Annotated in this window: 22 protein-coding genes, 1 other RNA gene and 1 pseudogene; 13 read left to right on the top strand and 11 right to left on the bottom strand. The window is 57.2% G+C overall.

Annotated features, from left to right (window positions below):
* Positions 1 to 40: 40 nt before the first annotated feature.
* The 3 genes from polX to cca are packed head-to-tail and all read left to right on the top strand — an operon-like array spanning position 41 to position 3,652.
* The gene (gene polX / locus MTC_RS03845; RefSeq protein WP_014405369.1) at positions 41 to 1,747 is read left to right on the top strand and encodes a DNA polymerase/3'-5' exonuclease PolX; all 1,707 of its coding nucleotides are present in this window, start codon (positions 41 to 43) and stop codon (positions 1,745 to 1,747) included.
* Between the two features lie 41 nt (positions 1,748 to 1,788).
* The gene (gene thpR, locus MTC_RS03850; RefSeq protein ID WP_014405370.1) at positions 1,789 to 2,334 is read left to right on the top strand and encodes an RNA 2',3'-cyclic phosphodiesterase; all 546 of its coding nucleotides are present in this window, start codon (positions 1,789 to 1,791) and stop codon (positions 2,332 to 2,334) included.
* On the top strand, positions 2,324 to 3,652 hold the full coding sequence (gene cca / locus MTC_RS03855; RefSeq protein ID WP_014405371.1) for a CCA tRNA nucleotidyltransferase: 1,329 nt from the start codon (positions 2,324 to 2,326) through the stop codon (positions 3,650 to 3,652). Before thpR ends, cca begins: the two co-directional genes overlap by 11 nt.
* Here the strand turns inward: cca and MTC_RS13770 are convergent.
* A pseudogene (locus MTC_RS13770) lies at positions 3,649 to 4,645 on the bottom strand (histone deacetylase family protein). The gene cca and the pseudogene MTC_RS13770 overlap by 4 nt on opposite strands.
* A gap of 303 nt (positions 4,646 to 4,948) precedes the next feature.
* Between MTC_RS13770 and MTC_RS03865 the strand changes: the two are divergent.
* Positions 4,949 to 5,332: a transcriptional regulator gene (locus tag MTC_RS03865; protein WP_014405372.1), complete on the top strand. Its 384-nt coding sequence runs from the start codon at positions 4,949 to 4,951 to the stop codon at positions 5,330 to 5,332.
* 31 nt (positions 5,333 to 5,363) lie between these two features.
* On the opposite strand, the gene MTC_RS03870 is transcribed toward MTC_RS03865, so the two are convergent.
* Both MTC_RS03870 and cutA read right to left on the bottom strand, forming a co-directional pair.
* A complete protein-coding gene (locus tag MTC_RS03870; protein WP_048188970.1) occupies positions 5,364 to 6,062 on the bottom strand; it encodes a nucleotidyltransferase domain-containing protein in 699 nt (232 codons plus the stop codon).
* Entirely contained in the window at positions 6,043 to 6,375 is a 333-nt protein-coding gene (gene cutA / locus MTC_RS03875) for a divalent-cation tolerance protein CutA (RefSeq protein ID WP_014405374.1), read from the bottom strand. The genes MTC_RS03870 and cutA overlap by 20 nt, the downstream gene beginning before the upstream one ends.
* A gap of 58 nt (positions 6,376 to 6,433) precedes the next feature.
* Here cutA and MTC_RS03880 point away from each other — a divergent pair, with 58 nt between their 5' ends.
* A complete protein-coding gene (locus MTC_RS03880; RefSeq protein WP_014405375.1) occupies positions 6,434 to 8,104 on the top strand; it encodes a site-2 protease family protein in 1,671 nt (556 codons plus the stop codon).
* A gap of 6 nt (positions 8,105 to 8,110) precedes the next feature.
* Here the strand turns inward: MTC_RS03880 and MTC_RS03885 are convergent, their stop codons facing one another.
* Positions 8,111 to 8,734, bottom strand: coding sequence for a hypothetical protein (locus MTC_RS03885; protein ID WP_014405376.1), 624 nt, complete (start codon positions 8,732 to 8,734; stop codon positions 8,111 to 8,113).
* 118 nt (positions 8,735 to 8,852) lie between these two features.
* Between MTC_RS03885 and MTC_RS03890 the strand changes: the two genes are divergently transcribed.
* Complete coding sequence (locus MTC_RS03890) at positions 8,853 to 9,950, top strand: TIGR04013 family B12-binding domain/radical SAM domain-containing protein (protein WP_014405377.1); 1,098 nt, start codon at positions 8,853 to 8,855, stop codon at positions 9,948 to 9,950.
* 158 nt (positions 9,951 to 10,108) lie between these two features.
* On the opposite strand, the gene MTC_RS03895 is transcribed toward MTC_RS03890, so the two are convergent.
* The 3 genes from MTC_RS03895 to MTC_RS03905 form a co-directional block, all read right to left on the bottom strand.
* Positions 10,109 to 10,477, bottom strand: a complete 369-nt coding sequence (locus tag MTC_RS03895) for a hypothetical protein (protein ID WP_014405378.1) — start codon at positions 10,475 to 10,477, stop codon at positions 10,109 to 10,111.
* A 66-nt stretch (positions 10,478 to 10,543) separates the two neighbouring features.
* Complete coding sequence (locus tag MTC_RS03900) at positions 10,544 to 11,131, bottom strand: PA14 domain-containing protein (RefSeq protein WP_014405379.1); 588 nt, start codon at positions 11,129 to 11,131, stop codon at positions 10,544 to 10,546.
* A complete protein-coding gene (locus MTC_RS03905) occupies positions 11,131 to 11,580 on the bottom strand; it encodes a type IV pilin (protein ID WP_014405380.1) in 450 nt (149 codons plus the stop codon). The genes MTC_RS03900 and MTC_RS03905 overlap by 1 nt, the downstream gene beginning before the upstream one ends.
* 267 nt (positions 11,581 to 11,847) lie before the next feature.
* On the opposite strand from MTC_RS03905, the gene MTC_RS03910 reads away from it, so the two are divergent.
* A complete protein-coding gene (locus tag MTC_RS03910) occupies positions 11,848 to 12,216 on the top strand; it encodes a hypothetical protein (RefSeq protein ID WP_048188973.1) in 369 nt (122 codons plus the stop codon).
* A 79-nt stretch (positions 12,217 to 12,295) separates the two neighbouring features.
* Here MTC_RS03910 and MTC_RS03915 read toward each other — a convergent pair whose 3' ends face one another.
* The gene (locus tag MTC_RS03915) at positions 12,296 to 12,934 is read right to left on the bottom strand and encodes a metallophosphoesterase family protein (protein WP_014405381.1); all 639 of its coding nucleotides are present in this window, start codon (positions 12,932 to 12,934) and stop codon (positions 12,296 to 12,298) included.
* A gap of 95 nt (positions 12,935 to 13,029) precedes the next feature.
* On the opposite strand from MTC_RS03915, the gene MTC_RS03920 reads away from it, so the two are divergent.
* The 4 genes from MTC_RS03920 (at position 13,030) to MTC_RS03930 (ending at position 16,088) form a co-directional block, all read left to right on the top strand.
* Entirely contained in the window at positions 13,030 to 13,341 is a 312-nt protein-coding gene (locus MTC_RS03920; protein ID WP_143767061.1) for a DUF2102 domain-containing protein, read from the top strand.
* A 126-nt stretch (positions 13,342 to 13,467) separates the two neighbouring features.
* Positions 13,468 to 13,772, top strand: an RNA gene (rnpB, locus tag MTC_RS12735) — RNase P RNA component.
* An 88-nt stretch (positions 13,773 to 13,860) separates the two neighbouring features.
* Positions 13,861 to 14,517: an RAD55 family ATPase gene (locus MTC_RS03925; RefSeq protein ID WP_014405383.1), complete on the top strand. Its 657-nt coding sequence runs from the start codon at positions 13,861 to 13,863 to the stop codon at positions 14,515 to 14,517.
* Positions 14,514 to 16,088, top strand: coding sequence for an ATPase domain-containing protein (locus MTC_RS03930; protein WP_014405384.1), 1,575 nt, complete (start codon positions 14,514 to 14,516; stop codon positions 16,086 to 16,088). Before MTC_RS03925 ends, MTC_RS03930 begins: the two co-directional genes overlap by 4 nt.
* An 8-nt stretch (positions 16,089 to 16,096) precedes the next feature.
* Here the strand turns inward: MTC_RS03930 and MTC_RS03935 are convergent, their stop codons facing one another.
* Both MTC_RS03935 and MTC_RS03940 read right to left on the bottom strand, forming a co-directional pair.
* Positions 16,097 to 16,540: an Hsp20/alpha crystallin family protein gene (locus MTC_RS03935; RefSeq protein WP_014405385.1), complete on the bottom strand. Its 444-nt coding sequence runs from the start codon at positions 16,538 to 16,540 to the stop codon at positions 16,097 to 16,099.
* A gap of 155 nt (positions 16,541 to 16,695) precedes the next feature.
* The gene (locus MTC_RS03940; RefSeq protein WP_014405386.1) at positions 16,696 to 17,421 is read right to left on the bottom strand and encodes a hypothetical protein; all 726 of its coding nucleotides are present in this window, start codon (positions 17,419 to 17,421) and stop codon (positions 16,696 to 16,698) included.
* A 187-nt stretch (positions 17,422 to 17,608) separates the two neighbouring features.
* On the opposite strand from MTC_RS03940, the gene nrdD reads away from it, so the two are divergent.
* Both nrdD and MTC_RS03950 read left to right on the top strand, forming a co-directional pair.
* Positions 17,609 to 19,978 (top strand): anaerobic ribonucleoside-triphosphate reductase, encoded by a 2,370-nt coding sequence (gene nrdD / locus MTC_RS03945; protein WP_014405387.1) that lies wholly within the window; start codon positions 17,609 to 17,611, stop codon positions 19,976 to 19,978.
* 1 nt (position 19,979) lies between these two features.
* A complete protein-coding gene (locus MTC_RS03950; RefSeq protein ID WP_014405388.1) occupies positions 19,980 to 20,744 on the top strand; it encodes an anaerobic ribonucleoside-triphosphate reductase activating protein in 765 nt (254 codons plus the stop codon).
* Here the strand turns inward: MTC_RS03950 and MTC_RS03955 are convergent, their stop codons facing one another.
* On the bottom strand, positions 20,745 to 21,365 hold the full coding sequence (locus MTC_RS03955; protein WP_014405389.1) for a hypothetical protein: 621 nt from the start codon (positions 21,363 to 21,365) through the stop codon (positions 20,745 to 20,747).
* Between the last annotated feature and the right edge of the window lie 7 nt (positions 21,366 to 21,372).

The raw sequence follows: 21,372 nt of genomic DNA on the forward strand, positions 1-21,372 counted from the left end.
GAGGACGGCAAAACTGGACAACAGGGGGAGCAAAGGATAGATGGACAACCATGAGGTAGCGGCAATCCTGGCAGACATCGCAAGGCTACTCGAGCTAGAGGGCGAGGACACATACAGGGTCAGGGCATACAGGAAGGCCGCACATGGAGTAGAAGCACTAAAGGGCGACATAAACGTGTATTACAGGGAGGGCAGGCTACAGGAGATACCGGGGGTTGGCAAGGGCATTGGCGACCTCATCACAGAATTAATAGAGACCGGACGAAGCAGCCTATACGAAGCCCTAAAAAAGGAAATCCCCTCAGAGCTATTCGAGGTCATGGAGGTGCCAGGAATAGGCCGAAAGACTGCCATAAAGGTCCATAAGGCTCTGGGGGCCACCACCATCCAGGAGTTCAAGCAGGCCGCACGCGAACACCGCATCCGTAAGCTTAAGGGCATGGGGGAGAGCGTCGAGCGCAGGATACTGGACTCCATCGAGCGGTACCAGCGCATGGAGGCGGAGACGAGGCTCCCCCTATACAGGGCACGCGAGGTGGCGAGGGAGCTCCTCGAGCATCTAAAGGGCTGCGGTCTCGAGCGCGTGGAAGTGGTGGGGAGCGTGAGGCGCTGGGCACCGCTGGTGTCAGACGTGAACATTATATGCCTGTCGGAGGAGCCGGAGAGGGCCATCGATTGCTTTATCAGCTCGCCCATAGTCTCGACGGTCGAGCTGGCATCGGCGAATAAGGTGAAGGTGGCCACCCGCTACCGGGTCCCCGCCACGCTGGAGGTGGTTGACCCGGAAAGCTGGGGCCTCCACATGGCTTTCGACACGGGCTCGGAGAAGCACCTTGAAGAGCTGGTCGAGTACGCGGCGGGGCTGGGGTTCAGCCTCAGCCACGAGGGCCTCATGGACGCGGTCAACCTGGAGCAAAGGAAGATCGCCGTGGAGAGGCACCTTTACGGGGCGCTGGGCCTTGATTACATACCCCCTGAGCTCAGGGAGGGGCGGGGAGAGGTGAGAGCTGCAGCGGAGCACGCCCTGCCCGACCTGGTCGAGTTAAAGGACATCAGGGGCGACCTCCACGTCCACTCAAGCTGGAGCGATGGGGCTAACTCCATTCATGATATAGCCATGGCCGCCCGCGCCAGGGGCTATGAGTATGTCGCCATCTGCGACCACTCGCCTTCCCTCACCGTGGCCAGCGGGCTGAGCGTGGAGAGGCTGAGGGAGCAGATGGAGGAGATAGACAGGCTGAACGAAAACCTGGAGGGCTTTACCATATTGAAAGGGTGCGAGGTGGACGTCATGGCCGATGGGTCGCTGGACCTGCCGGACGACGTTCTCGAGGAGCTTGACATCGTGGTGGCGTCGGTCCATAAGGGCCTGCGGCAGGACGACATCGCCTGGCGGGTCTTCAGCGCCCTTGAGAACCCCTACGTGACCATACTCGGCCATCCCACAGGGCGGATCATCGGCCGGAGGGAGGCCGCCATGGTTGACGTGGATAGGATGATTGACTTAGCGGTAGCTAATGGTAAGGTGCTCGAGGTAAACGCATATCCTGACAGGCTTGACCTTAGCGATGAGAACGTCCGGAAGGCCGTCGGGGCCGGGGCGCTCATCTCCATAAACACCGATGCCCACTCGCTTCAGGAGCTCGGCTTCATTGAGTATGGCGTGTATAACGCCAGGCGTGGCTGGGCCCCCAAAAATAAGGCACTTAACGCCCTACCATACGAAAGCCTTCTTAAATACCTTTAACCAATAAGCTTTTTTTACCGGGAGGCGCGACTAATACCAGGATGATACGCGCGTTCATTTCAGTAAACCTCACCCCCGAAATACACAGGAAGATTGGCGAGGTGGAGCAAAGCTTTAACATCAAAGGAATCAGGCTCGTCGAGCCGGAGATGGTACACGTCACGCTCAAGTTCTTAGGGAACATAGAGGAAAGCATGGTGGGCGACATCGAGGCAGCGCTAAAAAACGTCACAGTAAAGCCGTTCCTGGCAGGGTTCAGGTCCCTGGGAGGGTTCCCGAACACGAGGAGCCCCCGCGTCATATGGATAGGCGCGCAGGGCGATTTTAACGGGCTAAACGAGCAGGTCGAGGGACTCATGGAGGGCCTCGGATTCAAAAGGGAGGGAAGGTTCGAGCCACACGTCACCATAGGCCGGGTGAAGTTTCCTACCCCGGAGCAGAAGCAGAAACTCCCTCAGCTCTTCGAAAAGTACAAGGACTATGACGCGGGGAGCATGTACGTGGACTCGATTTGCCTGATGAAGAGCACGCTGGGGCCTAACGGGCCGAAATACGACGTTTTAAAGGAGATCAAGCTTGCTCGCTGAGATACTGGACGAGGCGCTCGCCAGGGTCAGGCCCTCCGAGGAGGAGGAGCGCCACATGAAGGCGGTCGCCCGGGAGGTAATAGAAAAGGTAGACGCCGAGGCAAGGAAAAGCGGGCTCGACGTCTACGCCATCCACGTAGGCTCCACGGCGCGGGGCACCTGGCTCAGGGGGAAGAAGGACATCGACATCTTCCTCATGTTTCCAGCGGATACGCCGAGGGAGAGGCTGGAAGAGGACGGCCTAAGGCTGGCGAAGGCAATCTCCCCGATGCATGAGGAGCGCTACGCCGAGCACCCATACGTGACGGCCTCCTACAAGGGCCTCGACGTCGACCTCGTGCCGTGCTACAGGGTGAAGGACGCGGCCCACATCCAGTCGGCGGTGGACCGGAGCCCTTTCCATAACGAGTACGTGATGAGGCACATCGACGGCCTCCACGATCAGGTGAGATTGCTGAAGCAGTTCACCAGGGGCGCCGGGGTCTACGGGTCCGAGCTTCGGACGCAGGGTTTCTCAGGATACCTTTGCGAGCTTTTAGTGATAAAGTACGGGTCCTTCATGGGCGTCGTACAGCACGGCGCAAATTTCAGGCCGGGGACGATTATTGACATAGAGGGCCTTGTCAACGGGATAGAGCATAAAGAGCCGCTCGTGGTCATAGACCCGGTGGACCCTGGCCGGAACGTGGCAGCGGCGCTATCCGAGCAAAAGCTCTGCGAGTTCATCGACGCATGTAGAAGGTTTATAGCATCCCCATCGCTCGACCACTTCTTCCCCCCGCCCTATGTGCCGATAAAGAAAGGCGAGCTTGAGGGCCTCCTGGCATCCAGGGGCACGCTTCTCATCGCGGTCACGTTCAAGACCCCCGACGTCGTCGAGGACACCCTGTATCCCCAGCTACGTAAGGCCGAGGCCTCCATCGTCAGGCTGCTCGAGCGCCACGAGTTCAAGGTGTACAGGAGCGGTGTTTGGTCGAACGGCAGGAGCGCGGTCGTGCTTGAAATGCTCGTCTGGCGCCTGCCCGCCATCGAGCGCCACATGGGGCCGCCCCTCCAGGAGAGGGAGCACAGCGAAAGGTTCAGGGAGAAGTACCCCGAGGCTTACGTCATGGGCTGCCGATACGCAGTGGACCTGCCACGGAGGTACGAGAACGCCGCCGACCTCATAAGGGATGGGCTGAAATCGTGCGGCCTGGGGAAGCACGTGGCCGCCTCCATAGCAGGAGGGTTTGATATACTGCTCAACGTGGACGCCCTTGAGCTCGGCCCCGAGTTCGCGGCGTACCTGGCGCAGTTCCTGCACGCCCCACGCCGCTAGAGCCTCCAATACTTTCTCTGCACTTCAAGGGCCTCCGCGATGCGCTCCGCCGCCGCGCCTGTCTTTTCCTCACTCGCCCTATAATCGTAAGGCTCCCCCATGAGCCCGAGGAGAGAGGCCTCAACGCTTGAGGGGAGGTGCTCCAGCGAATACCCCCCTTCAAGCATCACCACGATGCTGGCATTTTTTGAGCCGCCTCTCACCATGGATGCCAGGGCGTAGAACCCCGCCTCAGTCATCCTCATATCAGCTATAGGGTCTGCATAGTGGGGGTCGTAGCCCGCTGACACGATTACCAGGCCTGGCCCATAGTCATCCATGATGGGCAGGAGTATCCTGCCGAAGGCTTCAGCGTAGTCCGCGTCCGTCGACCCGGCGGGGAGGGGTCACGTTGAAGCCCTCCCCCTCCCCGACTCCGGCATCAGGCGCGGCCCCGGTGCCCGGAAAGAGCGGAGACTGGTGAACCGAGAAATACAACACACGCGGGTTATCATAGAAAACAAGCTCGGTGCCGTTGCCGTGGTGAACGTCCCAGTCGATGATGAGCACCCTACCCGCCCTCCTCAAAGCGTGCTTCGCACCAATGGCGGCGTTATTGAAAAGGCAGAAGCCCATGGCCTGCGCCGGTAAGGCGTGGTGGCCCGGGGGCCTGACCATGCCCACGACAAGCCTTCTGCCGGAAAGCGCCTCGTCCACCCCCTCGACCGCGGCGCCCGCGGCCCTAAGCGCGGCAATCGCCGACCCCTCGCTCATGTACGTATCGAGGTCGAGCATGCCCTCTCCATGCTCCAGTATGTATCTCACGTACCAGGGCGCGTGGACAGACCCCACTTCATCAGCAGTAGCAGGGCGAGGCTCCACCACCTCAACCTTTTCTGCCAGCACGCCCCCTCTCAGCCTCGACATGGTCGCCTCCAGCCTCTCCCTACGCTCCACATGGCCTGGCCAATCATGCCTTAAAAAGTCGTCCGAATAATACACGCGGGCTTTCATAGGACGCCAAACAAAGATATGAAAAATATAAATAAAAAATTACCCACCCCATCCATAAAGGCTGTAATATGGATGGGTTATTAAGCAAAACATTTATATTTAAAGAAGGGGTATAAACTCTCCAAAAACAGGTAATATTAAAAAAGGTTATATTTTAAATAAAAACAATAAATATTTATTTACACAAACCCTTAATAAATAACCAATTATAAGGATAAAGTATATAAATCAAGACTGTTATTATTAGCCCATATTAATAAATTGTCGTAAATTAGAAAAAATTTATCGATCGAGGTGGATCGGATGAAAAAATTAACGGTACCGGTACTTGATGAGAAGGACAAGGAATTCGTTGAGACTTTAGTGAACGTCGGCCTAAAGCGAAACGTGGCCAAGACGCTCGTTTACCTGGCGAACGTGGAGGAGACGATCAGCAGGGACATCGAGCTTGGCGCGGACCTGAGGCAGCCAGAGGTTAGCATAGTGATGCGTGAGCTCAGGGACCAGGGCTGGGTGGAAGAGCGGGAGATCAAGAAAGAGGGTAAGGGCAGGCCGCTGAAGTGCTACAAGCTGGCAACCAGCATCACGGATATAATCTCCATGCTTGAAGAGCGCAAGAGGGAAGAGGCTCAGCTCCACCTCGAGAACATCCAGAAGCTAAGGTCGCTGTCTGATAAGCTTAAGTAAAGCGTTTATTATCTTTTTTCTTGTTATTTTTTTATTTTTGGATTCTTCTTCTTAGCGCAGGGTCCTCGTACGCCAGCTGCGATAGAACCTGCTCCGGCGCCTCGTCAGGGGCGAGTGGCCTTTGGAGGTATATTCCGGTGCGGCCAACCTCGGCCCTTCGTTCTAGCACCCTCATGCGCTCTTCCACTATGGCCTGGCCAACCCCTATCTTTTTCGCCACCCACCCGGGCGAAAGGTCAGACAGGGGCGTCTCGATGTGGCCCCAGGGGGTAGGCTCTATGAACATGAGCCGCTTATCGACCCCGCACGCCCGCTCACCCTTCAAAATGCCCTCCAGCCCCATCTCGCCCCCAAACCTGTAGAACTCGAGCTCAGTCTGCCGGGGCTGTATGAGCGGGAATATGACGCTCGTGCCGTCATCCAGCACGAAGAGCGCCTTGACGAGCGCCCTGGGCGTGGCCTGCACGACGCTTCTCTCCCTTACCTGGCCTTCCAGGGCCAGGCCAACCCTGATAGAGCTCACCATGGCAGGGATGAATATGTCCACGTCGCTCCCCGGCCTGACGTCCCCCCTCGCCACGCTGCCGAATACTGACGCCTCGATATCGTGGCCCCTCAGCGCCTTCAAAACGGATATGGCCCTCTCTCGCAGCGCCCTTAAAAGCTCCCACGTCTCCGGCCCGTAGGCGACCTCCCGCCTCGGCCCCATCTCAGCGGCCTTTCGTCTCATGCCCTGGAAGGGTCTCCTCCCTCACCCAGTCGAGGTAGGGCTGGTATCCGCCATCGAGGCTCCACCACGTGATGCACGGAAGCTCATAGCTATGCATCTCTTTCACGCGCTTGACGACCTCGGGCACCCTATCGGTCGTGGTCTTACAGACAATGGATACCTCGCTGTCCTCCTCGATGCGCCCGCCCCAGCGATAAACCGATCTGACCACGTCGCAGTTGGCGCAGGCCACAAGCCTCTCCTCAACCAGCGCCCTGGCTATACGGCCCGCCTCTTCCATGTCCCTACAAATTATATATACTACCGAGAACATCTATTACCAGGATTTAACTCGAGCCGTGCTTATATAATACTTATGGAGAGTCGCGAGTTTGGTAGACCTTATCTGGATCGCCGCGTTCATCGTCTTCGCCATATGGTGGCTCATCATAACCGACCTCGACAGGGCGGGCATCCTTAAAAAGCATAACATGACCGCCATCGGGCCGATAGTGATGATACGGACCTTCAAGGGACAGAAATTGCTGGACTGGATGGCAAGGCCAAAGGGATTATGGAGGGCTTTAACGCTGCTTGGCATGCCCGTGGTGATAGCGTCAATGGTTATAATGCTGGTGACGCTGGTCGGCATGGACGTATGGATGCTCCTGAGGATGCAGGACCTGCCCCCGCCGGGGCCGGCAAACTCGCCCCAGAACATCTTAGCCATCCCGGGGCTGAACCAGTTCATCCCGTTCTGGTGGGGCTGGGTCGCCCTGATAGTCGCCCTGATAGCCCATGAGTTCTCCCACGCTATCCTGGCCAAGGTTGAGGGCATCAGGGTCAACTCGCTTGGCTTGATGCTCATGCCCGTACCCATAGGAGCGTTCGCCGAGATAGACGAGGAAGAGCTGTTCGGGACAAAGAGCGAGGGCACGACCTCGGACATAATCGGGCCCATGGAGACGAAGGCGCCTGGCGAGGGGAAGAGAAAGGCGTCCCCCCGGCAGTTCGTCAACATCCTGGGCGCGGGCGTCATCGCCAACTTCATCGTCGCCTTCGTCGCCTTCGCGCTGCTCTTCGGCCCGGTGCTCGGAGCCATCGCCGCCACGGGCACGGACGTCGTGGTATACGAAGTGGCCCCGGGAAGCCCGGCGGACCTTGCCGGCATAAAGCCCAACATGATAATCACATCAATAGACGGCACGCCCGTCACGAGCGTGTACCAGCTTAACGCTCTCCTGCACGCCATCGGGAATAATAGCGTTACCATCTCGGGGCTATTGAATAATAAAGAGGTAAACTACACGGTGCCCGTGAACGGCACCGACGGAGTTTACATCGTCGGCGTGATGGACGATGACGCCTACCCTGCGAAGCAGGCGGGCATAAAGCCCAACATGAGGCTCGTCGCCATCAACGGCACGCCCGTGTACAACACGACCGGTTTTTCTGAGTACATGAACCACACGCTGCCGGGGCAGCAGGCCACGCTCACCATGGCTGACGTGAATGGCACGATAGCTAACTTCACGGTGGTCCTCGGGCAGGGCGCAGGGGGACATGGCCAGATCGGCGTGTACTCTACGGATAACCCCATAGGCCTCAGCGTGGGCCAGTTCGCAAAGTGGTACCTCGAGGGCCTGAGGAGCATGCCATTCTCGGCGTCGGGCTGGCTTCGCATCATGATCCTCCCGGTCCTTCAGTTCAACGGGGACGACCCGGGCTTCAGCATATTCCAGGGAGAGTTCTCAAGCCTTTACCAGCCGGTTGGGTGGGCGGCCTCGTTTGGCGCGCTCGTGTACGGCTTGGCCGAGTGCCTGTTCTGGATAGGCTGGCTCAACTTCAACGTGGGCCTTTTCAACTGCCTCCCCATGATTCCGCTAGACGGGGGCCACATCTTCCGCGAGGCCACGCGGACGTTCATGGGCAGGTTCATAAAGGATACAGAGGTGGCCGAGCGCGTCTCGAAAGCCATAGTGAACGGGTTTGCCGTGACGCTGCTCGCCTCGATAATCTTCACCTTCATGGCGCCATACCTGGCGCAATGGATGCTGGGGTGAGCGGCTTCAGCCCCAGCCCGACAGCTCGAGGGTTGCGTCGTCGCATGCCGTGTGTACCTTTATGGGGACCGGGATGCCTGGCGCGCCCCAGTAAGCCGCATCCGAGCCATTGAAGCCGCCCTCATATACATTACAGCTGAACATCCCTAGCGGTACGCTAACAGTCTCTGAGCCCGATGGGGTGCCCGTTATATCGTCTGCGGACAACACGGGGTCGTCTTTTTTAAGCTGCTCAAAGGATGCGAGCCAGCTTGACTCCATGCTTGACGTGGCTTGGGAGGCGCGCATTCTCAAAATACCATCGCCAGTAAAAACTCTGATATATGACGGGTCGCTTGACATTACTGTCCTTTCAATTTTCTTCACGCTAGAGCCGGCCGCCATGCCATCTATCTCCAGCCTCACCGTTGTATGACGGTCCGGGGCCACCACGTACTCCGCCCACCTCACCCTTGAGAGGTCGAAGGGCTTTTGCGCCTGCACCTGCCCCATCATTTGCTCAGCAGGGATAATTGATATGGAAGGCGTGGCCTCTCCGCCCATCTTTTCGGGCGGCGCCTTGCCAGACGTGCAGCCTGCTGCGGCCATCGCCAGCAAGGCCATGAGGATGGCGAGGTACCTTCGGGACATATGACCATATAATATATAAAAACAATATATTAATAATATACTGATAAAAGGCATGTATTCCGAGAAATGCACTTATACCCAATAACGTTTTAATGTTGAAAGCCCGCAATATGGGGTGATGCACCGCGTCAGCTTTCGATGGAACCCGAAAAACCGCTATAGCATAGCAGCGCTCAGAGCAGTGCTAGACTTTGGGCTAGTCAGGCAGCCGGTGGACGGCATCATGCTCTACAGCTTCGCATCGCCTCAGGCACGCCAGGTATATGCAGAGGTCGACGCGGCAAATACCGACACCATTTTCATCGCCGGCGGCCCCCATCCCTCCGGCTGCCCCGAAGAAGCGCTGGAGCACTTCGATTACGTTGTGGTTGGCGAGGGGGAGGAGACGCTACCCGAACTGGTGGCCGCCATAAGCGAAGGGCGAGACGTGTCCAGCGTTAAGGGCATAGCGTTCAAAGAGCGGGGGAAGGTCGTCTTCACGGGCAGGCGAGATGAGGCTGACCTGGATAGATATCCGCCTTTCAAGCCCCCGCTCTATGGCCCCATCGAGATCACGCGGGGGTGCCCGTGGGGATGTGCATATTGCCAGACCCCAGGGCTCTTTGGCCGCCACATGAGGCACAGGAGCGTCGAGGCGATCTGTAAATATGACAAATACTATGAGGATAAGCGTTTTGTGTCCCCGAACGCCTTCGCCTACGGCTCTAATGGCATTACGCCTAACTATGAGGCCGTAGAGAAACTACTTAGATCTCTTTCAGGTAACGTCTACTTCGGGACGTTCCCCTCGGAGGTGAGGCCAGAGTTCGTCACCGCCAGGATGCTGGAGCTCGTAAATGCCTATTGCGCTAATAAGGAGCTGCATTTAGGGGGCCAATCGGGCAGCGATAGAATGCTCAGGGCCATACATAGGGGCCACTCAGCCGCTGATATCGTGATAGCGGTGGAGAGGGCGCGCGACGCGGGCCTGACGCCGGTCGTCGACTTCATCTTTGGCCTGCCTGGGGAGCGGGAGGAGGATCAGCGCCTCACCCTGGAGCTTATCAGTTCCATCGTGAAGGAAGGCGGCAAGGTCCGGGCGCACCGCTTCATGCCCCTGCCCGGGACCGAGCTGGCTAACGCCAGGCCTGAACCGCTAAGCCCCGAGGTAGATAAATTGCTGGGGAAGCTGGCCCTGGAAAAAAAGCTGACAGGCTCCTGGTCCGGCCGCCAGTAATGTAGCCTGACGCCTGCTGCTGGATGGGTGGTTTGGCATCGCGTCTTCTATTTGAGGCTGAATGGGGGCTTCGCTCCGTTCCCATTCAGCATCTAATAAAAGAGCCATCCGCCAGACCATCGTTATTATATCGCCAGCCATATTCAACAAGGCAACGCCTACGCTATGATTATCTTCCCTCCGCCGTCCTCCCTGTCCTTCCTGGGAGTGGCGGTGGCAGCGGCCAAGTTGGCCGCATGCTCCGAGGTCCCGGCATTGAACACCAGCTCATATAGAAGCTTGCCCATCTTACTATTACGGTCATACCGATAGTAGCTGGTCTTGCCCACTTTCCTGGTCTCCTGGATCACCTTATACTTTAAGAGGCCGTCCTTCATCTTGTTAAGCCTGGCCTTCGATATTTTTAAGCGGTCGGAGACGTCCGAAATCGTGAACTCGTTGCCATGGTTGAAGACGAGGTATACCAGCAATGGCGCGGACGAGTTTGCGCCAAATATCTCTACAAGCGGGGATGGTGGGACCGTCATTTTAAATGCTCCAGTTTTTAGATATACAAAGCCTATAAGGCGCAGGGCATCATAAAGGCATCGATGTCACCTGTAGAGAGCTGTCACGGGGACCCTTAGGCCCCCCTGGTACCACCATAACGAGCATGACGCCGTACCGAGGTCCCGATAAAAATACTTGGCCTTTACTGGGTGGTAGCCGCCCGTAAGCTTTAGCGTGAACAGCTTTGACTGGCCATTCGATGGGCTGGCCACCTTGCCGTCTGCCCAGAGCCATGCCTGGCCCTCGCTTCTGAGCTCCAGGGTGTACTCGCCTTCAGATGGGACGTATAGGTAGCCCGACCACAGCACGGCCCCGTTTGCCACGGGGGCGCCTGGCGGCGCAGTGCTGGAGTTAAAGGCTATGCAGCCCTCGACCTTCTCCGCCGCGAGCCTCTGGAATACGATATCGTCCGGGTTGCCTGAATTATAATCGCTTGAAGCGGCGTCGACGGCGTAGTAAAAGGCGTATATCCCTTTTTTCATTCCGCCGTCAGAGATCACCGCGACGCTCGCCTCTTCTCCTTGCCTTGCCGTCATGGAGAGCACGGCGCCCGAGATGGCTATGGCCGCGACGAGCACTATGCCTATTGATAGTACAGTGTAGAAGGCGTCGGCGACCCCTGAGTCGTCCATCAGCGCGCCACCAGCACCATCATGCCTATCTGCTGCCTGGTTTGTGTGCTTATCACCTTAACCGTGTACCTGTTGCCCGGCGTGATGCTTCCGTTCAGCGTGATGGCAGATGACTGCATGCCCGGGCTTAGTACCCCGGAATCGCTAGACACATTAGTCGTGCCAATCAAAATGTCGTCATCATTGAACACGGCGAGCGAAATCTTCGATATATCAATAGGGTCCCCGGACTCGTGGTTGATTCGCAAAGTTGGAGGGGAGCTTTCAAGCACCCCGCTCAGGCTTGCCTTCGGCGTGCCCGAAAGCGCCTGCAGCTCCCCGCCCCTCGACAGCACGAGGGAGCCTATCATGAGCGCAACTATGACGACGATGGCTATCATGAGGATACTGTACATGGCGTTCTCGACGCCCCGCTCATCATTGAAAAAATCCCAAACGCTTTTCAACATAGCACCTCTTTAGTTACATTTTTTTGCAAAAAAGTTTATTACGTTTTTATGATATATACCTTTCGTTTAAGGGTAGGGCGCATGAAGGCCAAAGCAGACTTTAATAAGTAATATGGCAAATGAACGCCAAGAAAGTATAAGGCAAAGAGAGGAGACGGTAAGAACACGAACGATAACATTCGAGATACGCTCACATAACCATAATAACAATAATGAAAATTAGGCAAATTGCGTAGCAAATATATTGGCAATGAAGCTACTGGAAAGATGAAGATGGAAATGCTGCCTGAATATACTGAAAGTATCCTAAGTAGTCTGATGGCCAAGGATAAGAAAAAGGAAGCCGTGCTTCGGAAATATTACATGGAGATGCGGGATGCAATGCGGGAAATGTATCGTGTCCTTATCCCTGGCCATTATGCCATTCTTGTCGTTGGGACGTCAATTATGCGCGGCGTAGATGTCAAGACACCGCAGTGCTTGGGCGATATTGCCCGGACGCTAGGTTTCCAATTAGAGACAATACAATCCCGAGAGCTCGACAGGGACAGACGTATGATGCCTTTTGGAAATGGGAATACACATATAGAGCAACGCATGGTAACCGAAGAGGTTATCATATTAAAAAAGCCCTGAATAACTATATGGGGCTCATCTATGGTCATGAGAACGATAGAAGGGAAAGCCTGTGCCAAAAAATCCAGGTAAATTATTTTCAGAAGACAGAATCTATCCAGACGACGTCCATGGTGTCTAAGTCCACGATGGCGGCCTGGCCTTCCGCCGCGTGCCCGGGGTTGATGACCCAGGCCCCGTCCTTGACCTTACCCCTCGCCCCGTGGATGTGCCCGCATATTATTATGTCGGCCTTGTCGAGAGCGCTGCGCAGCGAGGAGCTGCCCATGGCGCCTTTGGGCGTCATGTCGAGCGTGCTCAAGGGCGGGGCATGGGATACTAAAACGGTTCTGGCGGCCGGCGTGTGGCTGAACAACACATCAAGCCTGTACGCTATTTCTTCCTCCGAAAGCTCGTATGGAGTGTTATTGCCCGTCGGGTTCGAGCCGCCGAGGCCCATGAACTCGGTATCGTTATAAATTTTAGGGGTCTCCTCAAGGTTCACGGCGTACTGGCCAATCGCCTGTCTCACCTCCGGCGGGTCCCAGTTGCCAGGCACGCACAAAACGTGCCTGCAGAAATGCTTTAGAATGCTTATGGTCCTCACCGCGTTCTCGGGCGGCCCGCCGTGCGTCAGGTCGCCCGCCACTACGACGAGGTCTACCCGGTCGCTCTTCTTTATTATGCCGTCCAGCCTGAAGAATTTGCCATGCAGGTCCGCGAGGGCAAGAACTTTCATAATAGTCTATTTCCTCTCTCGCTTAAATAAAGGTTGGCCCGCGACAATTTTTTAACGGCAACGGTATTTAACTATGCGTTGCGTCTTTTTTTATAATGGAAGAGACGTGGATGATGTTCTCGTTGACCGAGGCGGGGCTGTATGCGATGGACCTTGCCGCTCACGCCAGGGATGCCGGGCTGAGGACGAAGGAGACCTGCTTCGGGGCGCTGGTGGAGGGTGAGCAGGGTAAAGTAAGGCGATTCATCGATGGCCTCAGGCGGCGCTACCCGGTATATGCGAAACGCAGGGGCTTCTCCATCGAGGATACCGAGATATGCGCCAGGACTTTTCGCCTGGAAACGTGTGAAGGATTTCCTCCGTGGCTGCCCAGGTATGTGGGCCAGATGCGTAGGTACACGTCTTAGCATAGGCTTTTAAGCGTTGTATTGAGTATGATCACGTTAGCTTCTATTTTGCCTTTGGTTTCCAGTAACGTGACACCAAATCTTTATATAGGGGCTATGTCAAAGTCTTATGAAAACAATGCCCGTGAGAGGGGAGGGACGGCTGCCGCCTTTTAGGTGAGGAAAGTCCCCCCACCACCTGGACACGCAAATGCCCGTAAGGGCATACGGCGAGAGCCGTGGCAATGGCACAGAAACGATACGGAGCCGGGTTAATGCTATGATTCGGATACGATGAGGCCGCCCGTGCGCCGATGAAACGGTGAATCCTTGCGGGTGCAAGCTGGAGCGGGCCGCTGAAGGGAGTCCAGCCCTTGGCCCCGGTAGAAGCGCTTAGATGAATGCCGTCGGCCTTCGGGCCATGAACATAAGGGGGCTTACTATCCCGACTCACGGGTTAATATTTTTCGTCCCCACAAGGGCTAAGCCGCTTTTATATATCGCTGAAATAAATATATACTGTGTAATTGCATAGTGTTAATGAGCTGCATGCACAAATATCGTCTGGGGCTGGAAGAGCTCGACGCGGCCATCGATGGAGTTAGCGGTGGCATAGGCATACTGGTCGAGGGGCCGTCGATAAGCGGCAAGGAAGCGATCGTATATTCGCTGATAAGGCAGGGCCTGGACGATGGCGAAGGAGTGGTCCTCATACCGACCATGGAGACGGGCGAGAACGTGCTCGCCTCATATGGGAATACGAAAAATTTGAGGGTCGTCGACTGCATGTCCCGGCCGCTGGGGCTGGATAGGCTTGACTCGGCCAACGTTAAGTACGTCAACGGCCCCGGGGACGTCACCGGCATGGGGGTGTGGACTGGCAGGCTGCTGGCCGAGTTCAGCGGCAGGCCGGTGAGGCTATGCATCGACTCCCTCTCGACGCTACTCATGTACTCCTCGCTACAGCTGATATTCCGCTTCCTGCACATGCTGAACGGCAAAGTTTTTGCCGCTGGCGGGCTCTCGGTGGGCGTGGTCGATGAGGGCATGCACGACCAGAAGACGATGGCCTCGCTAAGGCAGCTCTACAGGGCAGCCCTGGAGTTAAAGGAGGGCGAGGACGCCTGCTACGTGAGGGCGGTCCGCCTCACGCCCCTGCCGACGCCCTGGTTCAGGTTCGGGGAGGTGATCGAATGATAAACAGGAATGTGAAGAAGACGGGCATACCTACGCTCGACGATTGCCTCATGGGGGGCATACCGATAGGGAAGACGGTGCTCTTTTACGGCAGGCCCCTGGCTGAGAGCGACGTGTTCGTCATGCAGATGGTCTACACCAACCTGGCCGATGATGAGACCTGCTACTATGTCACGAGCGGCTACAGCCCGGACGTTGCAAGGGCGGCCTTCAAGGAGTACGGCTGGGACACGTCGAAATATTCTAAGCGTTTTGAGGTCGTCGACGCCTACTCGCCGCTCGTGGGCGCCTCCTCAAGCGAGCGCTTCTCGGTAAAGGACCCGGAGAGCATAGAGTCCTACGATGAGGCCATCTCCTCGATAATTGACATGCTCTCGCCCGGCGACATGCTCACGTTTTCCTCCCTATCCGCCTTATTCGACCAGTGCTCCTGCGGCGGCGAGGCGGTGCTGAGGCATGCGCGCAAGTGGAACAAGATGGCCGTCCTCAGAGGAGGCATCGTGGTCTACAACTTCGTGGACCGCGGGTATGACCCGATGCTGGTGGAGCACGTCAAGAATGGGCTGTGCAACGCCACCGTACAGGTGGGCGGGCTGGGGGAGGACATGATATATGGGCATTACTTTAAGCCCTACTCCTGCGACTGGGCCCGCCTTCCGGAGCGGCCCACGCTCTTCAAGATAACCAGGCCAGGCGGGATTACCGTCCACATCCCCAAGATCCTCGTCACCGGTCCCCAGGGGTCTGGCAAGTCCACCTTCGTGAGGACCGCCGCAGCCCTCTCGGCGGGCAAGTACGTGTCTGTGGACAGGATGGGTACCACCATTGCGGGCGACCACGCGCAGGTCACGATAAAAGGTTTCTCGATGGACCTGTTCGGCACTCCTGGCCAGAAGCCCTTCATCCCGACGCTTAAAGCGTTTGCCGTCGACGCCATGGGAATAGTGGTCATTGTCGACTCGGCGGACCCGGACTTCGACACCGCGGCGGAGATACTTAGTACTGTCAGGCAGGAGAGAGTGCCCTACATCGTGGTGGCCAACAAGCAGGATGCGGCGGGCGCCGGGGATGCAGACTATATAAGGGGCGAGCTGGATGTGCCCGGAGACGTCCCTGTTATGGGGATCTGCGCCAGTAACGGCCATGAGGTGCAGAGGACGCTCGAGACGCTCATAGGCATGATGGTCGAATGCCCGAGCTCCAGCCCGAATGAGAAGTTCGACGTGGTTATAAGCGACCTTAAGAGGGTGCAGGGTGTCAGGGCCGCGGCCATCGTGTCGAGGGGCGGCATCCTCAAGTCGGCGGACGTCCCCGGGGGCGTACAAGGCGAGAAGCTCGCCTTCGCCGCTTCCACCATCCTGAACACCGCAGAGGCCGCCGCTGAAAACCTGGGGGAGGGCAAGCTGGGCAGGCTCGTGGTGGATATCGACGAGCGCAGGCTCCTTGTCAGGGGCGCGGACGAGAGGAACCTCCTCGTCGTGCTCGCGGATCAAGGAGGAAACATTGGGCCAGTCATCGCGGAGGCCGAGGAGGCCGTTAAAAGGATAAAAGACCTACAAAAAAATAGTTAAAAACGTTTTTAGACGATGGGGATCTCGCTGACCTCTGCCTTTTCAATCTTCGGCAGGGTGACCTCCAGCACGCCGTTGTTGAGGGTGGCCTTGGCCTTGCTCTTATCCACGGCCGCGGGCAGCCTGATGGAGCGGTAGAACCTGTTATAGCTACGCTCGTGTCTAAGGTAGCCCTTTTCCTTCTCCTCCCTCTCCATCTTTCTCTCGGCGCTGATCTCCAGCACGTCTCCCCTGACGCTTATCTTTATGTCCTTTTTATCGACGCCCGGCAAGTCCGCGGTGACTATAACGTCATTGCCCTTTTCCATGACGTCAACGTAGGGCATCTGGGTCATCTCGGGGCTTACCGGTAGCGAGGGCCCGATCGTCTCGGGCAGCTCCTCGAATAGCCTGCTCATCCGTTCCTGCATTCTCCTTAATTCTTCGAATGGGTCCCATATATACCTGGCCATTATCAGACACCTCCAATCGTTTGCTAACATATTGTTAGTTTTTCTTGTATATAAATTTTATCATTATGATCTATCCGTGATAGCCCCTTAATACTTTATGCCGGTCCTGCCGATTAAAATGCCCTTATTCCACGTTATTTGCGCCAGGCATGGCTTTATCGCTTAAAGCGTCTCCAGCCGGTCTTGGCGAGCCTCATGCGCCCTTCAGGGCTCTCCTCTATCCACTTCACGATGCCCTCGAAGGTCCCCTTCGAGTCGTGCGTAGTCTTGGGGTCCACGTAACCAGGATATCCCAGCTTCCTGACGTATTCGGCAAACCTCTTCTCCAGCTCTTCCTGAAGGAGGCCGGCTATTTCGGCTACCCTAACGTCGTACCCCGCCTTCCGGAGCGCTTCCTTGGAGCCGACGTTCACGTATCCAGTGCATATCTCGACCAGCGTGTCTTCCGGCCGGGCGCCGAGGCGCTCGAGCAGGCCGAGGGTGGCCGTCGCCGCTTGCTTTAAATACTCTTTCCGCTTGAACCGCTCCCCCTGGAAGCACTCCACGGGCACCACTGCTGTTTCCACCCGCACGCCGTCCGTGGCGCCTATCATGACGCCGCCCAGAGGAAACCCCCAGCCCGCGTCGTCCACCCATATGGTACGGGCCTTCTTCACGGGAGCTTGGCCCTCCAGCATGTCCATGAGCGTCTTAAGGTCAACTGTGACCAGCTTAAGCCGCCCCCTGCTATCCCGGTATATCTTTGCATTCCACTTCTCGGATGCCCTGACACCGTCACCGCGGACGCTTAAAACTACATAGGGGTTATTATCTTTAACCATCGGCAGCCCTAGCTTACGTATGCGCTCCAGGCACTTCTCATCAATCGTCACGACATTCATAAAACTCACCATCGGAGTACGTCGGCCATATGGCGTTTATTTTACGGGGCGAGGGATTAACTGGCCGCCACTTATAAACCACCAATTTCTAGAATATGCGAATAAGTATATCTGTACAACGTTATAATAACATAGTTAGTAAAAACCTTCCTGTAAAATATCCCACACCACAAAAAGGGATGGTTAAATGGCCTATTATACGAGAGATAGCACAAGCAACCCATCCACGCCATACGGGGGCAGGGCACGAGATGGCAGCATATATGTTATAAAGTCAGACGGTAGGGTAGAGCTATACGACCCCAACAAGGTAGTCGTTAGCCTCATACGTTCAGGCGTGCCATACAAGACGGCGGCAGAGATCGCGGACGAGCTACAGTACAAGGTATACGACGGCATGTCAACCAGGACGCTGCGCACCATATTGATAAACCTGGTCGACCAGCGCAGCCCCGAGGCAGCGCTCAGGTACAAGCAGGCCCACGAGATGTTCGTGAGGACGTCGAGGGGCACTCTCGAGCGCTTCGACCCGAAATTAATAGAGGATTCTCTAGTAAAGGAGGCGGGCCTGACCCAGGAAGTGGCGGCCCACATCTCCAGGGAGGTCGAGGCAAAGCTGCGCAAGCTCAAGGTCGGCTACCTCACCGCTCCGCTCATACGCGAGGTCGTCACGGTCCAGCTTTTGGAGGAGGGCCTGGAAGAGGCGCGCTCCCAGTATACCAGGCTGGGCATGCCCGTCTACGACGTGACCCACCTAATAGAGCATGGCAGCAAGGAGAACGCTAACCTGCACCACAACCCCGAGACCATCCACAAGTTCGCGGGCGATCAGATCCTCAGGGAGTACCTGCTGGTGAAGGTCCTCCCAAGGCACATCACGGACGCCCACCTTAGAGGAGACATCCACCTGCACGACTCCGATTATTATGCTGTAAGGCCGAACTGCCTGCAGCACGACCTGTCGTGGTTCTTCGCGAACGGCCTCAGGGTCGACGGCACGGGCAACCACACCTCGGTGGCGGCGCCGCCAAAGCACGCCATGGTGGCCGCGCTCCACGCCGCCAAGATACTCGCCAGCAGCCAGACCAACATGGCCGGCGGCCAATCGCTGGACAATTTCAACGTGTTCATGGCCCCCTTCTTCGTGGGCAAGTCCTACGATGAGGTCAAGCAGGTCGCCCAGGCGTTCGTCTACGAGATGAACATGCAGTACGTGGCCAGGGGCGGCCAGGTGGTCTTCTCAAACATCAACCTGGAGCTGACCGTGCCGCCGTTCTTGAGGGACGAGCCGGCGATAGGGCCGAAGGGCAAGGTTGTAGGAAAGTACGGGGACTTCGAGGACGAGATGCATCTCTTCACCCACGCCCTGCTGGACGTGTTCCTGGAAGGGGACGCCAGGGGCAAGCCGCACCTTTTCCCCAACACAATCGTCAAGGTCAGGGACAGCGCCTTTAAGGACCCCGAGCAGCGCGAACTGTTATTAAAGGTGCACCAGCTGTTCTCTAAGTATGGCACCCCTTATATACTGAACCTCCTGCCGAAGTGGCAGCACCAGGCGGTCAACAGCATGGGATGCAGGACTCGGTTGAGCGGAGACTGGGCGGATAGGCAGGGCTACCCGAACCCCAGGTATAGCACCATGAGGACGGGCAACATCCACTATAACACCATTAATTTACCAAGAATTGCAATCGAGGCGAATGGGGACGACAACAAGGCCTTTGAGATACTGGACCAGAGGCTCGGCCTGATAAGGGAGTCCCTCGAGATAAAGCACGACCTCATCGAGAGGAGGCTGTATAAGAATAAGCTCCTCCCGTTCCTGACCCAGAAGGGCGCGAGCGGCGACGAGTATTACCAGTTCAGGGATTTGACGCATACGGTTGGGTTTGTCGGCCTGAACGAGTTCACCAGGATTCACGTCGGAAGCGCCCTCCACGAGTCAAGGGACGCATACGACTTCGGCATGGACTTGATAAGATACATGCGGGACTGGGCCGAGTTCCTGACCGAGACGACGGGCTGGCGCTGGACGCTCACCCAGTCGCCTGCAGAGTCGACGGCGGGGAGGTTTGCCAAGCTGGACCTCCGCGAGTTCGGGGACCGCGCCCTCGTGAACGGCGCCGCACCTAATTCGGTCTATTACACGAACAGCTCTCACCTTCAGGTGGACGCGGACGTGCCCCTGTTTGAAAGGGCGAGGCTTGAGGGAGAGTTCCACCCTATTTGTAATGGCGGCCACATTACTCACCTATTCCTTGGCGAGGGGACGCCTAACCCGGAGGGCCTGATGAGCCTCACCGAGAAGCTTTGCCGCCACACCAACATGGGCCTGTTTGACTACACGAGGGATTTGACGACCTGTAAGAACTGCGCCACCGTGTCCGGCGGCTTGCAAAAAACGTGCCCGAACTGCGGCGCCAGCGGGGCGGACCTGGAGTACTATTCGAGGATCACGGGGTACTGCCAGCGCATCGGGAGCGGCGACTCATGTACGGGCGGCTGGAACGACTCCAAGGTGGCGGAGCTGAGAGACAGGAGAAGGTACTGTATCTAATATGAGGCTCAACCTTGGGGACATCGTCCCCATCTCGACGCTCGACTGGCCGGGAAAGGTCGTCCTGGTAGTGTTCACGCGCGGGTGCCCGCTCAGGTGCCCTTACTGCTCTAATGGGCGGTTCATAGAGGCTCCGGAGGATGGCGAGGGCACGGATGTCGAGCAGGTCCGGGCGAGGATACTCGATGCGGCGGACTTCATCGACGGGGTAGTGTTCTCCGGCGGCGAGCCCTTCATGCAGCCCATGGCGCTTAAGGAGCTTGCGTCTTACGCAAAAGGCATCGGCCTCCTCGTCGGCGTCCACACTAACGGGGCGTATCCCGACCGCATTGGCAGCATGGCCGACGATGGCCTCCTGGACTCGGTATTCCTGGACGTCAAGGCGCCGCTCGAGTACGAGCTGTACAGGGCGGCGTGCGGTGCCGATCTGACCACGTTCGAGGCCATCAAGCGCTCGGTGGCGCTGTGCTGCGGCCTCCGCAAGGGCCAGAAAATACGGTACCTGGAGGCCCGCACCACCGTGTTCAGGGGCATCGGCGATAAGCCGTCGGACATCGAGAAAATCGCCAGGGCTATAGAGTTTGCGGACGCCTACGTCGTCCAGCAGGGAAGGCCGGAGGTGGCGATGGACGAGAAAATAAAGGCCCTTGACGCTGTGCCCAGGAATGAGCTTTTAAGCCTTGCAGCGGCCGCGCGGAAGGCCTCAAAAGGCATAGGGTCAATAAAGGTGAGGACGCACATCTTCGGCGACGAGGTAGTGGAATGATCACTCCCTCGGGTTTGCCTTAGCCGTGGGAGTGAGCTGTACGTGTGTCTTCATTGCGCCGCTCTTCTTTAGCCTTCTCACCGCCTCGTCGTGCATGGCCTTCCATACCGCCTTCTCGATGGTGTCGCGCCTGTATACCGCGTCGTAGCCCAGGCAGGCGAAAAGCACGACCGAGGCGATGGCCGCCAGGAAGACGAGCGCGATTGCTATGGCCAGGTAAGGCATCCGGGCCAGCACGCCGAGGTGAAACATGTACGCCTCTGCTACGATGATGAGCAGCATCGGCGCCACAAGCCCTGCGTACGAGAGCCAGACCCTTAAAGGCCTCTTCACGGCCATCCTCGACTTGAAGCCCGTTATCTGCTCCATGAGCACGAGCGACTCTTTGGTGGTGCAGGTTGCGGTGACGAAGGCCGCGGCGTCATTGTACTGGCTCTTCGTGAGGGCGGTGCTGGACAGCTTCATGGCCAGGCCTCCTAGCAATGGCACGTTCCTCAGCCTGCCCTCCTCCGCCCTCTCCTCGACCTCCTTCCGGATAGCGTACACCTTCAGGATGGTCGAGAGGATGAGCTCCTTCCTGTTTACCTGTCCTGCCGGTACTATTGACTCCTTTTTTATCATGTTTGAC

Source organism: Methanocella conradii HZ254 (assembly GCF_000251105.1).
Taxonomy (GTDB): domain Archaea; phylum Halobacteriota; class Methanocellia; order Methanocellales; family Methanocellaceae; genus Methanocella; species Methanocella conradii.